This window comes from Laedolimicola ammoniilytica, from assembly GCF_025567165.1.
GTDB lineage: Bacteria > Bacillota > Clostridia > Lachnospirales > Lachnospiraceae > Laedolimicola > Laedolimicola ammoniilytica.
The window spans coordinates 66,640-81,944 of sequence record NZ_JAOQKC010000001.1 but is presented as its reverse complement, the minus strand read 5'-3'; the positions used below and the strand labels follow the sequence as shown (position 1 = coordinate 81,944).

Below are 15,305 nucleotides of genomic sequence, written 5' to 3'. Positions count from 1 at the left end.
CATGGGACGGCAGGAGAATATCGGAGCAGATCACGCCGCCCTTGCGGGTGTAGTCGCTGTATTCGCCGTAATACTCGCTATACAATCGCTCCCCGGCACGGTAGGCGGCAGAAGCAATAGCGGACTGTCCTGCGCTTCGCTTAGTCTGCGTGACGCTCAGATGAAATAGTGCCATCGGCTTTCAACTCCTTTTCTCTGTTCGCTTGGCTGATATGGGTAATCGCCATGTGACGGACGGCTCGCTGGACTTCGGACAGGGAAAAGATGTGTTCCATCAGCTCTGTCATTTCGGTGCGTGTGAGATCTTTGACCACCGGGGCAAGGCTCTCAATCGTGCCGCCCAGATTGCAAAGACGATGGGTGCGTTTCTGCCTTTCGCCTTTCTCCAGATACTTCTTTCTGTTCTCCAGACGCTCCAGCTTGTGCTGTTCCTGTGCAAGCTGCGTCTCGGCTTGCTCCTTTTCGGCTTGGAGCTGGTCGAGGGTTTTCGGTTTTGTCATTGTGATTGACCTCCTTTTTTGAAAAATGGGGATAAAAAAAGACCGTCAACTTTTCGCATAGTGCGACCAGTCAACGGTCTGATTTTTGGTATTCGGTTTTTGTGTTCAGTTCGGCAAACTGGAAAATGTTAACTAATCTGTGCCTTGATTTTTATCCCTATCTGACCTAATTGATCTTGAGCTACTTGCAAAAATTTCTGGCAGCTATCTGTTATGTCATACTTGAAATGGATTTCTATCATAGCCATCTTAAAATCAGCATTGGGGTATATTTCATCGTACTGTTTGCTTTCGATAAAAGCCACATACGCATTGATTTTATCTTGTAAAATCTTCAAGTGTTCAAACTCATTGTCCCAATTCAAATGGTCGGTAATAAGGAGTACCAAACAAGCATTTTCTTTATCGTTTGCAATTGCGTCAATCTGACTTGCGTTATCAACAGCCACAATATCTCTCCTTTACAGTTCTTTATAAAGGCAACTCGATAAATATGTATTTGTGTCAGTCCCAATGTTTGAAATCATATCCATATTTGACCACAATATTTTTCTTTTCACCCGATGTTTTGATTTTCCAATATATAATCTACAATTTCTTGAATTGTTGCTTCTTTGTCAAGACCATACTCTTCCGGTACAAATATAACTTCAGAAGCTCCTTCATATCCCATCAAATCGTCTATTTCGTCAAAAAAATCATGTATAACATTTTCTTTCACTCTTTTCCCTGTTTCTTTGTCTATACCATGATTTTTAAAAATCCCAACAATTCTTTCTACTTCTTTTCTTGTCATCATTACGCCTCCAAAATATGTTAAATCGTTATATCATGATGCTCCATCGATTTTCCTCCCGTAAGTCCCGATTTGTTTGTTCCATAAAATTCATTTTAGTCGCTTTCAAACTTGCTGGCGGCGAACAGCATTTTATGCTGTTTGCGGACGGCAAGTCCACAGGGGATAGCCGCTTTAGCGGCGCAAGGGGGTGTAGCCACCTTGACGGAACGAAGTGACGAAACATTCTCGGTCGTGCAGTTTTCTTCTGCTGACCGGGAATGAAGCTCCGCAGGACGCACTACTCTCGACAGAGAGTATAGAAGTGCGCCCTTTAGTTCCTAAAGGGATTTTATCAGTTCGACAAACTTGAAGTTTTTTTCTGCAACCCACCAATCAATTTTAACCGTATCGGCAGAGCAGTTCCCTGCTTATTTACTGGTTCTGCAATTCTCCATTTATATAACAGTCTTTAAAGGTATTGTTTCTGCGTACCGGTTCTCCTCCTATGTCAATATTCTGAATATTACTAACCTCTACCTGCTGAAATGTATTCTTAATAATCGCCACATTTAGATTGATATTTTCAAATTTACTCTTGGTAAACTGCACAGCAAATATCATGTTCATAATACACTCTAAGTTGTTTCCTGTACAATTCGTCACAGTCCCACCTTGCAGGGTTAAATCCGCAAGAAGATTTATGTCAGAAAAAGTACATTCTTCAAATGTACAATCTGTAATTTCAGACTGTTCCTCATAGCCGGATATTTTTAAATCATGCATAGTACATTTTGAAAAACTGCTGTCTGATATTATCAGATATAAATTTTCTAATGTTCCCTTAAAAACGGTATTGATAAATTGACAGTTTTCAAATTCAATCAAATCTACCTGATTATCTATAAACTGAACATTTCGAAAGGTACAATTTTGAAATGTCATACGATGACACTTTATATTATCCAATACCACATCTTCAAAAATCTCACCATCTAAGTCACAACAATCACTTCTCGCCGGATAGTATGAGGTGTTTACAACATCATTGTTTATTTCCCTTAAAATTCCTTCTTTGTTCATAATAATATTTACCCCCTCAAATCCCGATTTGTTGCTCAATTTCGTATTCAAATTATACCATAAAACTTGTGAACAAGTCTACCGCAACTTTGGACTATATGAGAAAAGTCCGAACAGTTTTCTGCCCGGACTTTCTCACTCAATCATAAATCAATTCCGCTTTCACAATCTCCTCTGCCTGTGCCTTGCAAGCGTTCATCTGCCGCACCCATTCCATTTGGTTTTCGGCTTTCAGCCTTTCGGTCACGCCGTACTGCTTTGCCAGTTGCGGCACGATCAGCTCCATTCGGTTTTGTGCCGCTTCGTCAATCTCGGCGCAATGCTCAAAGAGCCTATCGGATAGCACCAGCTCATTGAACAGTATCGGGCGGTGCATTTCCAGATACGCCTTGCGGAGTCTGCCGTAGTGTCCGAGGGGCTTTGTCTTGCGGATAATGATGTTCGGGATAAGATAATCACCGTTCTGTGTGTAAGTGATATTCATGCTGTTTGTACTCCTTTCATCGGCTCTCTCTGCGGTAAACTGCTGACAGGGACGAACACGCCCTTTGCAATGTCCTCCGCACGAATGGCGGCTTTCTTGGCTTCGATTTCTGCCTTTTTTCTCCCCTTGATTTTGTCCTCGTATCGCTTCTGCGCTCCGCTGGCTTTCCGCTTCAAGTAGTTCTGATGAAGCCTGTCCTTGCGTTCCTCACGCTTGCGGATTTCTTCTAATTCCTCCGGGGTAAGCTCCGCTTCTCCAAACGCCGGGGGAACGAATCGCCCAACAAAATTGAAGTAAATCTCGACCTCCTGTGTGGTCTGTATACTGCCTTTACGGTCACGCTCATGCACAAGGATTTTCTCGATAAACTCGTTGAGCATAGCAATGGTCAGCTTGTCGAAGTTCTCATACTTGTCAATCAGAGCGATAAAACGATCAGCGTCCTTTTCGTGCTTCTCATAGCTCTTGACAGCCTTTTCCAGAACAGAGATTTCAGCGGTAAGCTCGGACTGTTCCTTTTCGTATTGAGCGTCCAGAGTGGCGTATCTGCTGTCGGACAGCTTGCCTAAAATGTTGTCCTCATAGATTTTGCAGAGCAGGACTTCCAGCTCGGAAACTCTCTGCTTTGCTGTGGCAAGGCGTATCCGCTGTTTCTTAACCTCTGCTGTCTGCTGGCTGGACTGCGCTTCCTGCACCACACGGACAAACTCGGCTCGGTCATGCTTGGCATACTCGGCAATGGCTTTGAGCATTTCAGAGACAAGGGACAGTACCACATCTTCATTGATACGGTGCTGTGTCGTGCAGAGCTTTCCAACTGGGACTTTGCTGTATTGGGAACAGGTATATTGAGAAATACGCTTGCCGTTGTTGGTACGGTGGACATACATCTTGCCGCCGCAATCGGCACAATAAAGCAAGCCTGTGAGGGGAGCTGCTTCGCCCCAGCCGTCCGGGTAGCGTCTGACATTCCCACGGATTTTCTGCACAAGGTCAAAGGTCTGCTGGTCAATGATAGGCTCATGGGTATTCTCGAAAATTGTCCATTCGTCCTCCGGGACATAATGGCTTTTCTTGTCCTTGAAGTGCTTTCGGGTCTTGAAATTGATGGTGTGTCCCAGATATTCACGCTTTTCAAGAATGTTGCAGATGGTGGAAGAACCCCAGCCGTACATATCTTTGAAAGTCTTGTTTTTGTTCACGCCCTCGCCGTGTTGGGCAAGGTAAGCAGACGGAATAAGCATCTTTTCCGATTTCAGTTTGCTGGCGATCTGATACGGACCGTAGCCGTCAATCGTCATGGCAAAGATGCGCTTGACCACATCAGCGGCTTCGGGGTCAACCAACCATTGGTCTCTGGCTTCGTTCCAGAGATAGCCGTAAATGACCGTGCCTGTGAGGTGCTTGCCGGACTTGCCTTTGGACTGGAAAGTGGAACGGATTTTACGGCTGGTGTCTCTGGCGTAATACTCGTTCATAATGTTGCGGAAAGGGGTAAAATCATCGTCCCCTCTGGCACTGTCCACGCCGTCATTGATGGCGATAAGGCGAACGCCACGCTGACGCAGGATTTCCATAATCTGACCGACTTTCAGATAGTCACGACCCATGCGGCTCATGTCCTTGATACACAGATACTCCACATTCCCGGCTTCAACCTCTTTCATCATTGCCAAAAATCCGGGACGGTCAAAGCAAGTACCACTAATGCCATCGTCCGTGAAATGGACAATGTTCGTAAAGCCCTGCCGTGCGGCGAACTCCTCCAACATAGCCTTTTGATTGGAAATGGAATTGCTCTCACGCTGTTGGTCATCATCTTTGCCAAAGTCATCACGGCTCAGTCGTTCGTACAGAGCTGTGATTTTCTCATTTTTTCTCATAACTTGCGCTCCTTCCTTCGGTTTTAGGTTGTGTGTTCTAAGAGACTTCCCAACCGCTTGATTAAGAAGTCTTTTAGAGCATACAACACCGGCGGCCAGCTTATATTTCTTATACTGGCGCACCGCAAAGTGGTTTGGCTTCTCGGCTTCCAGTGCATCAAACATCAGATCCACGGGGTTTTTGAACTCCTCGTCATCCTCACGGACTTCCATGGCGTTGATGAACTCAATGAGGGTGGAGAAGTTCTGCTCCTCCACCGGAGCCTCATAGTGGATATACCCAATCAGCGCGCAGTACAACAGCGTCTCCGCTTTTACCCAGAAATCGTCCCCAGCCTTGCCTTCGCCTTTGGTATTGGCGATCAGCGTTGTGACCAGCTTCAAGATGTCCTTTTCGCTATGGATATAGGCGAAAGGGTTATAGTGCATTGATTTTCGGAAGTTGATGGTATTTAGGACCTTGATGCGGTACGGCTCATAAATGACCTTGCCGTGCTTATCCTTCATGGGCTTTCCGTCCTTTCCCAGTTTGGGTGCGCCCCTTTGGAGCATTTTCCCGCACTCCACCAAAATGGTTCCCTTCGGGTCTGTGACCACATAAGAACTGTGCATCTGCATCAGATTTGGTTTGAGCCAGAAACGGGTCTTACCGGAACCGGAGCCGCCGATCACCAGCACATTTTTGTTTCTGGCGGTCTTTGGGTCCTTGGGGCGGCTGTTCATGGTCAGGCTTTCGGTTTTCGTGAGAATGATATTGTTCTGGAATACCGGGTCGATGTAGGGAGCAATATCCTCACGGGTTCCCCAACGGGCAGAACCATACTCCATGCCGTGACGGTACTTCTTGGCGTTTTTACTTTTGAGGTACACCGCCAGACGCAGGCCAGCACCGCAGCACAGCCCCACCAGCAGATCCAACGGGTGCAGGCTGGGCCAGAAACTTTGCAGCGCCCCAGGCAGGACAGCAAACAGGGAAAGGAATTTCTCCGAAGCATTTGCCCCCTGAGCCAGTCGCCATGCCTCCCCGAAGTTGGTAGCAAACAGCCCCATCAGGAGATAGGGAAGGTTCAGCAAAACGAGCTTTTTGATGTCAAACTGCTTTTTCATCGTTCCAGCTCCTTTCGCTTGGTGCGGTCCACCACGGCATTTTTGACCATCTCTTTGAACTGACTGAGTTTTGCCAGCACAGACGGGCGTTCCGTTTTCTCGGCCTTCTTGACCTTTTTGCTGGTGTACTCGGTAAATGCAGCGGTCAGCGCATCGGCGTCACGGCCTTTGAAAAAGATCAGGTACTTGGGCGGGGAGCTGCTGCGGTCTTTCTTCACCGCATAATCCACACCATATTTCCGGGCGATCTTCTCAAATTCCTTGATGGAAGGGTCTGTGATCTCGATATTGGAGATCCCCTGATTCTGACCAATGAGCTGCTTGACGGTCTGTTTGCCGTGGGGTGTCACAGGGGCGTCACGGCTTCTCTGCTTTTGCAGCTTCTTTTCCTTGCAGTGGGCCATGTACTTGCTGATGGCGGCTTTGAGCAGCCTGCCGGTGAACTTTGTTCCGCTGACAACCAGCGTTAAAGTCCTGTTTTCCACTTCTTCCTGCATTTTCATCGCCTCCTTTCCACAAAATGTGCAGGGGGTGGTGCATTTATTTCTAAGGCGGGACCACCAGCCGCCGGAGAAAATAGTGATTTATCATATCACCATCAGGATACTGTCTCTCAGTTCGGCAAAATACAGCTTGCCTTGCGGAGTTATCAGCGTATAAGAACCGGTATGACCGTGATTGCAGTAGTCCTTTACACAAAACAGCCCTTCATTGGCTGGCTTTGCATAGGGCAGTACATTGCCGGACGCAGTGCGGTACACAAAACGCTTTTCCAGAAGAAATCGGACAAAGCGGCGTTCCGGTACATCAAGCTCTTTGGCAGTAGTTCTGAGATTGGTGCTGTGCTCCAAATCAATGAACAGATCATAGAAAGCGGCTTTACCCTCCAGCTGTGCGTTTGCTATGCGCAGAGATACATTCTCCTCTCGCTCAGCCAGAAGATCCGAGCAGAGCTTGAGCAGCGCCTCCGGTGAAGTAGCTACTTCCCATAGCTTTTCTTTTGTGAGATAGGCCCCATGTTTGCGAATGGTAGGAAGAACCTCGTCAAAGACCCATTGCTCAAATCGTTCAGCTGATGGCAATTTACTGTGGACAATCAAACGATACAGATTTCCTTCACTGATGAATTTAGCTTTCTGTTCACGCCCCAAATTATCGGTGAGGTGGTAAAACGCCACCCCATCTTCTCTGCAATGTGTCTTTAGGGCGTTTACTGTATCTTTGTATCCCAGCGATTTTGCAACATCAGCGCCGCAGAACAGGTATTTCCCATTTTCCTCGACTATTCGAATGCTTCCAAACTCTGGACTATTGAAAATTTCAATCTGATTCATGCTGTGCCTCCTTTGGTGTAATACAAAAGCGGCTGATTACCAGCCGCCTGCGTGCATATCGTGATTTACCAGTGAAGTGTAGTGGTTATTCATGGTGGTAGGAGCGTTGAACAGCACTGCAAGCAGGTACTGCTTGATGTTGTGTACCTGGGTGGTGTTCTTTTGCAGACAGTCCATGACAAACTCGATGTGAGAGCTGTCCAGCTTCAAAAAGCGGGAGCGTACAATTTCATGAGGAAAGTCCGCACCAGAGATCCGGGTGGTCTTTCGTTTGGCACAGACCGTTTCTACCAACAGCTCTACGATCTCATTCAGGTCATCCAGGTAGAGAGGATAACGCTGCTTCAGACAATCATACTCGATATTCTCCAAAATCAATTCCCGATAATTTTCTATCTCTGTGACAGACATCGCATCCCTTCCTTTCCGTTCCGGCGGTATTACCGCCGCTGTTTCCCGGAAGGGAATGGAATCGGTATTTGATCCATGAGTATTTTGTTTTTGGGTATTTGATTTCTTAGTATTTAATTGTGTTGGATTTTCCGGTAACGGATTTACCGCTGACGGGTTTACCGTTATCGGGTTTTCCGACAACGGCTTATCCAACATCGGTTCTCCCTCGATGGGACGCTCAAAAATGGTATACTCATTGGCTGCGAATTTACCAGAAGCATCAGTTGTCTGTCTGCGTCGAATGTATCCGGCTGTTTCAAGCTCATTGACAGCAGAGCGGATTGCATCTTTGCTTTCTCGATTGATATAGCTGAGTCCTGACAGCGTATAATCCCAGTCATCAGGCAGAGATAACATCTGCGACAAGAGACCCTTTGCCTTCAAAGAAAGTCGTTTGTCTTTTAGATGAAAATTGCTCATAACCGTGTAATCGCCAGTGCGTTCTACACGAAAAACAGCCATTTACTTCACTCCTTTCATTTCTCAGGTATGAAAAAAGCCGCAATTCATAAAAGAATTGTGGCAGCGGTTAGGGTCTGTCTGTATCTTTTTTCTTGCGTCGGTAGAGGCGTTTTGGCATTGGTGGTTTATCAAACAGATCCCTTTCCTGAGAAAATGGTAAGGTTTGAAAAACACGGTCAATCTCGGTGGATTCCATATCACGCTGTGAGCGGCAATCTTCTTGAATAGCTTCTCGGATTTCTCTTACAGTACACATATTCATTCCTTTCCTTTCGTTGTATCGGTTATGAACGACGGTGTTTTTTAGGCTTGAAGTCGAGGATATGCCCCTCAATAACATGAGCATATCTCTTAATTTTGATTTCTCGACGCTGCTGGCTTTGCAGAGCTGACTGATACCCGTCCTCTGTGAGAAAAAGCCTCATTTCGTCACCAGGTTCTCCATAAGCAGTAGGGCGCAAGACAGTAAACTCAATCATCCAGCAAGTGCTGTCCCAAAATCGCTCCACTGCAAGAATGTTGTGGCCTTTCAGCTCCCTTGCTGCAATATCTTTCATAGGCTCTCCCTTCATCGTTCCTGATCTCGTTGGCGTTTTTTCTGCCATTGTTCCAGCAGTTTAATAATGGTTTCCTGCATTTTGGCCGGTGTATAGCTTTTGGGGAAATACTTTCGCAAGGTATCGCTGCTCAAGGTCACTTTATCCAGATCAGCCTTTTTTTCCTCTGACATGATGGCAAGCATCACATCTTCTGACAATTTCCCTTCCTGGCTGAACTTTTTCATTCGCTGAGCCTGAGAGAGAGAAGGGGTAGCCTGCTCATAGTCCATTGTTTCCACCAGCATTTGCTGTTCGTCCGTTTTCAAAAAAGAGAGTTCATAGGCTGGGTTAAATGCGATTTTCTTTTCATCCACCATATCCAAAAGCTCTGGAATCAGTTCAGTCAAACGAACATATCGCATTACCTGGATACCGCTTCGTTCACCGGCTTCTTTTGCCACCTGGTCTCTGGCGCTCAACTTCTGTTCAACTTGAACAGAAGTCAGGTCTGTTCTTGCTCCTTGATGTTTAATGGCTTCCAGCTTCATTTTGTAGGCAAAGGCCCTTTCACTGGGGAGCAGATTTTCTCGCTGCAAATTGCTGTCAACCATAATAATTGTGGCAGCATCGTCATCCAAGTCGCGCACAATGACAGGCATGGTTTCTTTTCCGGCCAATTCGCTGGCTCTGCGGCGTCTGTGACCGGCTACCAGCTCATAACCGCCATCAGGCAGTGGTCTGGCAATCGCAGGAACCAAAACTCCATACTTTTTGATGCTGTCTGCGGTTTCTATCATTGCATCATCATCCTTGACCTTGAAGGGGTGATCCTTGAACGGATGCAGTTCAGATAGGGGAATTTCCTGAATTTTTTCCAGTTGCTCGTCTTGCCGACTTTCTTCAGTAGAAAACAGGTCATCTACTGAGGCCAGCTCTATTTTTTTCGCGCTGCTTTTCAAGTTTCAATACCTCCTTCGTCAGATTTTTGTAGCCCTCAGCCACTTTGCCATTAGAATCATGGGCATAAATGCTTTTTCCTTCAGCACTGATTTCTTTAGCCCTGACAGAATGAGGAATTTCTGATGTAAACACCTTGATCTTACTGCCATAGGTTTCGCGCAGAAGAGCGGAGATTTCTTTGGCAAAGTTGGTTCGGCTGTCTACCATCGTCAGCAGAATCCCATCAATTTGCAGCTTGGGATTGATTTGTCTGCGAACCTTATTGATAGTTTGCAAAAGCTGCTCCAAACCTTTAGCTGGAAGATACTCTGCCTGGACGGGGATTATAACCCTATTAGCGGCAGCCAGTGCATTGACCGTAAGCATACCCAGGGAGGGCTGGCAATCAATAAGGATATGGGAGTATTGCCCCTTCAGCGTGTCCAGATATTGTCGCAGAATGGTTTCTCGGCTCATAGCGTTTACCAGAGATACCTCCATACCAGATAGCTGGATGTCCGCAGGCATCAGGTCTACGCCCTCAGGGTGGTGCAGGATACCCTCGCCGGGACGAATTGGTTCATCCATCAAAATACGGCCCATAGCGTCTGACAGTGTAAAGGGCAGCTTATCAGGCTGAGGATTGCCCAAGCTGATGGTCAGGCTTCCCTGTGGGTCTCCGTCAATCAGAAGGACTTTCTTCCCGGACTGCGCCAGACCAATTCCAAGATTGGCACAAGTGGTTGTTTTGCCGACACCACCTTTTTGGTTGGCTATGGCAATAATCTGTGTATTCATAATTTCACCTCATTTCTTTCTAAGTTTAGATATGAAAAAAAGTGCCTGCTCTACCTTTCCTGAAAAAGATAAAACAGGCACTTTTACTGGCTCTATACCTCTTGTAATGAACCTCTATGTATGGTAAACTATGTCCACGATACCATGAATATAATTAAGTCTCGACGGGAATTGAACTTTTGGCTAACGCCAAATTTCGCGCCTTTGCAAACAGAGTGCAAACAATAGGGGGCTAAAATCCTTTGTTTTTGCTTGATTTTGCTTGTACAAGGTTTATAGAGAACATGGAGAAAAGCCTTGATATAACTGCATTTTCTTTATCCCCGTTGATAGGGAATATATGCACTGGGTCCATCTCCTAAGCTGTAATTGTGGGTTCGATTCCCGCCGGGAACATCAGTTCGAAGCAGTAATGATTGAAAAAGTCATTGCTGCTTTTTTGTATCTTCGGTGGAAATTTCCACCTAGATGTGTGGCATCCATCTTTTATTTGGTGGAAACAATATAACAAAAAGATGCTTATAAGGTTAGAACATGGACCTTAAACCTGTTCCAACGATCGGGATGGGGGCTCCCCCATTCTTATTGCAGAATAAATTGTGAAAAATTAGTAGAAGGATGGCAGCAAAGTCATTCATCTATTTTATTATGTGAATTTGAAACAAAACAATAGAATTGTGCTATACTATTGTTCAACAAAAAACTTATTGATATAGTTCATATTATTTAGGAGGATGAACAATCATGTGTACAGCAGCAACCTATAAGACAAAAGATTTTTACTTTGGACGAACCCTCGATTATGAATTCTCTTACGGTGATCAGATAGTAATTACACCACGTAACTATTCATTTCATTTCCGTCATGTTGGCGATATGAAAAATCATTATGCAATTATTGGAATGGCTCATGTTGCGGAGGATTATCCTTTATATTATGATGCGATGAATGAAAAAGGAGTGGCAATGGCAGGTCTGAATTTTGTCGGAAATGCTGTTTATTCCGAGGTTCAACCAGATGTGGAAAATATTGCACAGTTTGAATTTGTTCCATGGATTTTAAGTCAGTGTGCTTCTTTAGCAGAAGCTCGTAAGCTTCTTAATCGAATTAATATTGTTAATACTCCTTTCAGCGAGCAATTGCCATTAGCACAATTACATTGGATTATCGCTGATGAAAATGAATCAATTACTGTAGAGTCTATGTCAGATGGTCTACACATTTACGATAATCCTGTAGGAGTGCTTACGAATAATCCACCATTTCCACAGCAGATGTTTCAATTAAATAATTATATGTATTTATCCCCAAAGCAACCCAAAAACACTTTTGGAGGAAATTTGGCTCTTGATGCATATAGTAGAGGTATGGGAGGTTTAGGTCTTCCGGGAGATCTTTCATCTTCTTCTCGTTTTGTGCGTGTGGCTTTTACAAAGGTAAATGCAATTTCAGGTGAATCTGAGGAAGAAAGTGTTAGTCAGTTCTTTCACATTCTTGGATCTGTGGATCAGCAACGTGGATGTTGCGAAGTGACTGATGGAAAATATGAAATCACATTGTATACATCTTGTTGTAATGTTATTAAAGGTATCTATTATTATAATACTTATGAAAATCATCAGATCAGTGCGGTAGATATGCATGCAGAGGATCTGGAAAGTAATAAATTGATTTGTTATCCAGTAATTCAAGGGGAACGAATCAATTATCAAAATAAATAGTATTTTGAATATAGAGCTGACGTAGAAAGAAGAGGTGGAATACATATGAAGCAAGATACCTTAGAAGGAAAAGCAAAAACAAAAAATGGAATAAAACGATTGTGCTTTTCCATAATCTGTATTTTTCTTGAAGTGATTTTTATTATTACTATCGTAACGCGCTTGAATGAATATGCAGAAATCATAAATTTATTTACCAGAATTTTAAGTGGAATCTTAGTTTTGAGATTGTATGCGTCAGATAAGACATCTTCTATGAAAATGCCTTGGGTCATTTTAATTCTGATTTTCCCAATTATGGGTGTAGGCCTGTATTTATTGATTGGCTTGAATGGTGGCACGCATAAAATGCGTGAGCGATATGCAGAAATTGATAGCAAATTGTTACCAATGCTTCCAGACAATCAGGAGTGTTTAAGCAGAATAAAAGAAAAGATTCCGAAAGCAGGAAATATTGCAAGTTACATACAAAGAAATTCGTGGTATCCAATCTATCAGAATACGGATATCAAGTATTTTGATGAAGCAGTGAAGGGATTAGAGGCACAGCTTGAAGAACTTGCGAAAGCACAAAAGTTTATCTTCATGGAATATCATGCGATAGAAGATGCTGAAGCTTGGCATAAGATTCAAGATGTTCTGGAAGAGAGAGTAAAAGCCGGTGTGGAAGTCAGGGTATTCTATGATGATATGGGGTCTATAGGTTTTATTAACACAGATTTTGTAAAAAAGATGGAGAGTATAGGAATTCATTGTCGTGTATTCAATCCATTTGTGCCAGGCTTAAATCTATTTTTGAACAATCGTGATCACAGAAAAATAACAGTAATTGATGGAAAAGTTGGATTTACAGGTGGATATAATCTTGCAAATGAATACTTTAATTATACGCATCCGTATGGGCAGTGGAAAGATACCGGTATTCGTTTAGAAGGAGATGCTGTTCAGTCGCTTACAGTGACATTTTTAGAAATGTGGAATGCTGTTAGTGAAAAAGCTACGAATGATACTGATTTTAGTAAATACATTATTCATTACGATTATAAAGCACAGCAAACAGGTTTTGTTCAGCCTTATGCAGACAGTCCTATGGATAATGAGCAGGTCGGAGAAGAAGTTTATATCAGTATGATAAATAAGGCCGAAAATTACTGTTGGTTTATGACACCATATCTAATTATAACAGACGAAATGGCACATGCGTTATGTCTGGCTGCTAAGCGAGGGGTAGACGTAAGAATTATCACACCAGGAATTCCTGATAAAAAATTCATTTATAATATAACTCGCTCTTTTTATCATGGATTGGTTAAACATGGAGTGCGAGTTTATGAATGGACACCAGGATTTTGCCATGCGAAAATGAGTATAGTGGATGACTGTATGGCAACCTGTGGAACAATCAATCTGGATTATAGAAGCTTATATCATCATTTTGAAAACGGCTGTTTTATGGCAGATTGTCAGGCAGTTTTGGAAATTAAAAATGATCTGATAAGAACGATGGGGGAATGTCGTGATGTAACAGATCAATATTGTACTGGGCGCAGTGCATATTTGCGACTTGGACAATTATTTATGAGATTATTTGCTGGATTGTTATAAGAATTTAGTGAAACGACCTTTCAAAAAATAATTGATTTTGAGAGGTCGTTTTTGTTATGTCTGATTGCCGGTACAGGAAATTTACATGGATAAAATTAATTCTGTTGAGGTAAAATTGAGGTTGACTTTGTATTGTATAGACATAAGATGAAAAAAAGTCAGGTGATGTGCGATGGGAAAACGTAAGATATGTAAAATTGTTTTTGTTATACTGTCAATTTTTTTATGTGTGGCTTTTTATGAATTATTTGGAATTTGTATTGCATATAAAAAACAGCCGGAAGTGTCTAATACCATCAAAAAAGAAACACAAAATGATTCGTGGAACGAACGCAGCGAGAATATGGAACGAGCAGTGATCATAGAAAAAAATCCAGAAGCACTTTTACAAAGAGTGCGTTTGATCCGAAATGCAAAAGAAGACATTATTCTTTCTACTTTTGCATTTCAATCAGATGAAAGTGGAAAATTGATCTTAGGAGCACTGCATGATGCGGCAGACAGAGGTGTGCATGTTCGTCTGTTAGTAGATGGAATGGAGAGCTGGGTTGATATGGAAGGCAATCCGTATTTCTATGGATTATCTTCCCATGAGAATGTTGAAATTAAACTGTATAATAAGGCCAATCCGTTGAAACCATGGAAGATGATGGGGAGAATGCATGATAAATATTTGATTGCAGATGGTAAGACATATATTCTTGGTGGAAGAAATACATACAATTATTTCCTGGGTGATTTTCTGGGACATAAGAACTATGACAGAGATGTGTTAGTGGTTTGCGATGAACCTGAGAAAGAAAATTCAGTTAACCAGTTGTTAGAGTATTTTGAAACGATATGGGAACAAGAAGACAGTGGTTATTTTCATGATAATAAAAAACTGGCAAATAGAAAATCTGTAAAGGACGCAGTTTTAGAGCTGCAGAACGGCTATCAGAAATATTTTGAAGAGAATAAGGAAAGAATCTGCGATACCGATTACACGGACGAAACTTTTGAGACAGAAAAGATTGCATTAGTGTCAAATCCTATCCACACAGGTCCCAAGGAACCAGTAGTCTGGTATCAACTGGGAGAACTAATGAAAAATGCAAAAGAGCGCGTGAAAATTCATACACCATATATTATCTGCAATGATATGATGTATAATACATGGAAAGAGATTGCGGAGAGAGTTCCGGATTTTTCTATCATGACCAATTCGGTTGCCAACAATGGAAATCCGTTTGGTTCTGCTGATTATGCGAGAAACAGAAACAGAATTTTAAATACAGGAATTGATATCTGGGAGTATGAAGGCGGCTATTCTTACCACGGAAAAAGCATCCTGATTGATGATGATCTATCCGTAATCGGTTCCTTTAACATGGATATGAGAAGCACGTATCTGGATACGGAACTGATGCTTGTAATACGTAGCAAAGAGATTAATAAACAGTTGGAAGAAGGCATGATGGAATATGAAAGAGTGTCCCGGCAGGTATTGGAAGATGGAACCTATCGTGATCCGTATCATGTAGAGCCAATTGAATTGACAAAGAAGCGTCAGAGAAACGTACTTTTGGTACAGCATCTGCTTGGATGGGCAAGATATCTGTTCTGATAAAGGAGGAAGAAG

Annotated in this window: 17 protein-coding genes; 3 read left to right on the top strand and 14 right to left on the bottom strand. The window is 43.2% G+C overall.

Going from position 1 to position 15,305, the window contains the following annotated elements; genetic code table 11:
• The 14 genes from OCV63_RS00405 to OCV63_RS00340 form a co-directional block, all read right to left on the bottom strand.
• Nucleotides 1–175 (bottom strand): MobA/MobL family protein (locus tag OCV63_RS00405; RefSeq protein ID WP_262670577.1); only part of this gene is annotated, 175 nt, incomplete at its 3' end.
• A complete protein-coding gene (locus OCV63_RS00400; protein WP_055260675.1) occupies nt 141–500 on the bottom strand; it encodes a DUF3847 domain-containing protein in 360 nt (119 codons plus the stop codon). The genes OCV63_RS00400 and OCV63_RS00405, both read right to left, overlap by 35 nt.
• Before the next feature lie 128 nt (nt 501–628).
• Nucleotides 629–949 carry a DUF6572 domain-containing protein gene (locus OCV63_RS00395; RefSeq protein ID WP_055260677.1) on the bottom strand — a complete coding sequence of 107 codons (321 nt, stop codon included), beginning with the start codon at nt 947–949 and terminating at the stop codon, nt 629–631.
• A 107-nt stretch (nt 950–1,056) separates the two neighbouring features.
• Entirely contained in the window at nt 1,057–1,296 is a 240-nt protein-coding gene (locus OCV63_RS00390) for a hypothetical protein (RefSeq protein WP_055260679.1), read from the bottom strand.
• A gap of 414 nt (nt 1,297–1,710) precedes the next feature.
• Complete coding sequence (locus OCV63_RS00385) at nt 1,711–2,358, bottom strand: pentapeptide repeat-containing protein (protein ID WP_118413360.1); 648 nt, start codon at nt 2,356–2,358, stop codon at nt 1,711–1,713.
• A 139-nt stretch (nt 2,359–2,497) separates the two neighbouring features.
• Nucleotides 2,498–2,842, bottom strand: coding sequence for a TnpV protein (locus tag OCV63_RS00380; protein WP_024729656.1), 345 nt, complete (start codon nt 2,840–2,842; stop codon nt 2,498–2,500).
• Nucleotides 2,839–5,832, bottom strand: coding sequence for a DUF4368 domain-containing protein (locus OCV63_RS00375; RefSeq protein ID WP_158361349.1), 2,994 nt, complete (start codon nt 5,830–5,832; stop codon nt 2,839–2,841). Before OCV63_RS00375 ends, OCV63_RS00380 begins: the two co-directional genes overlap by 4 nt.
• Complete coding sequence (locus tag OCV63_RS00370; protein WP_002570687.1) at nt 5,829–6,329, bottom strand: PcfB family protein; 501 nt, start codon at nt 6,327–6,329, stop codon at nt 5,829–5,831. The genes OCV63_RS00375 and OCV63_RS00370 overlap by 4 nt, the downstream gene beginning before the upstream one ends.
• Before the next feature lie 90 nt (nt 6,330–6,419).
• Nucleotides 6,420–7,166: a BRO family protein gene (locus OCV63_RS00365; protein ID WP_002569245.1), complete on the bottom strand. Its 747-nt coding sequence runs from the start codon at nt 7,164–7,166 to the stop codon at nt 6,420–6,422.
• A 36-nt stretch (nt 7,167–7,202) separates the two neighbouring features.
• Nucleotides 7,203–8,081, bottom strand: a complete 879-nt coding sequence (locus OCV63_RS00360) for a DUF6017 domain-containing protein (protein ID WP_006059572.1) — start codon at nt 8,079–8,081, stop codon at nt 7,203–7,205.
• A gap of 67 nt (nt 8,082–8,148) precedes the next feature.
• On the bottom strand, nt 8,149–8,343 hold the full coding sequence (locus OCV63_RS00355) for a hypothetical protein (protein WP_434800610.1): 195 nt from the start codon (nt 8,341–8,343) through the stop codon (nt 8,149–8,151).
• 22 nt (nt 8,344–8,365) lie between these two features.
• Nucleotides 8,366–8,638: a DUF5720 family protein gene (locus OCV63_RS00350; protein WP_002589068.1), complete on the bottom strand. Its 273-nt coding sequence runs from the start codon at nt 8,636–8,638 to the stop codon at nt 8,366–8,368.
• 11 nt (nt 8,639–8,649) lie between these two features.
• Nucleotides 8,650–9,579 (bottom strand): ParB/RepB/Spo0J family partition protein, encoded by a 930-nt coding sequence (locus OCV63_RS00345; protein WP_009298709.1) that lies wholly within the window; start codon nt 9,577–9,579, stop codon nt 8,650–8,652.
• Nucleotides 9,536–10,357 carry a ParA family protein gene (locus OCV63_RS00340; RefSeq protein WP_158361347.1) on the bottom strand — a complete coding sequence of 274 codons (822 nt, stop codon included), beginning with the start codon at nt 10,355–10,357 and terminating at the stop codon, nt 9,536–9,538. The genes OCV63_RS00345 and OCV63_RS00340 overlap by 44 nt, the downstream gene beginning before the upstream one ends.
• Nucleotides 10,358–11,101: 744 nt before the next feature.
• On the opposite strand from OCV63_RS00340, the gene bsh reads away from it, so the two are divergent.
• The 3 genes from bsh (at nt 11,102) to OCV63_RS00325 (ending at nt 15,290) form a co-directional block, all read left to right on the top strand.
• Complete coding sequence (gene bsh, locus OCV63_RS00335; RefSeq protein ID WP_158361346.1) at nt 11,102–12,079, top strand: choloylglycine hydrolase; 978 nt, start codon at nt 11,102–11,104, stop codon at nt 12,077–12,079.
• A 45-nt stretch (nt 12,080–12,124) separates the two neighbouring features.
• The gene (gene cls, locus OCV63_RS00330) at nt 12,125–13,684 is read left to right on the top strand and encodes a cardiolipin synthase (RefSeq protein ID WP_158361344.1); all 1,560 of its coding nucleotides are present in this window, start codon (nt 12,125–12,127) and stop codon (nt 13,682–13,684) included.
• Nucleotides 13,685–13,856: 172 nt separating this feature from the next.
• Nucleotides 13,857–15,290, top strand: coding sequence for a phospholipase D family protein (locus tag OCV63_RS00325; protein WP_158361342.1), 1,434 nt, complete (start codon nt 13,857–13,859; stop codon nt 15,288–15,290).
• Nucleotides 15,291–15,305: the final 15 nt, after the last annotated feature.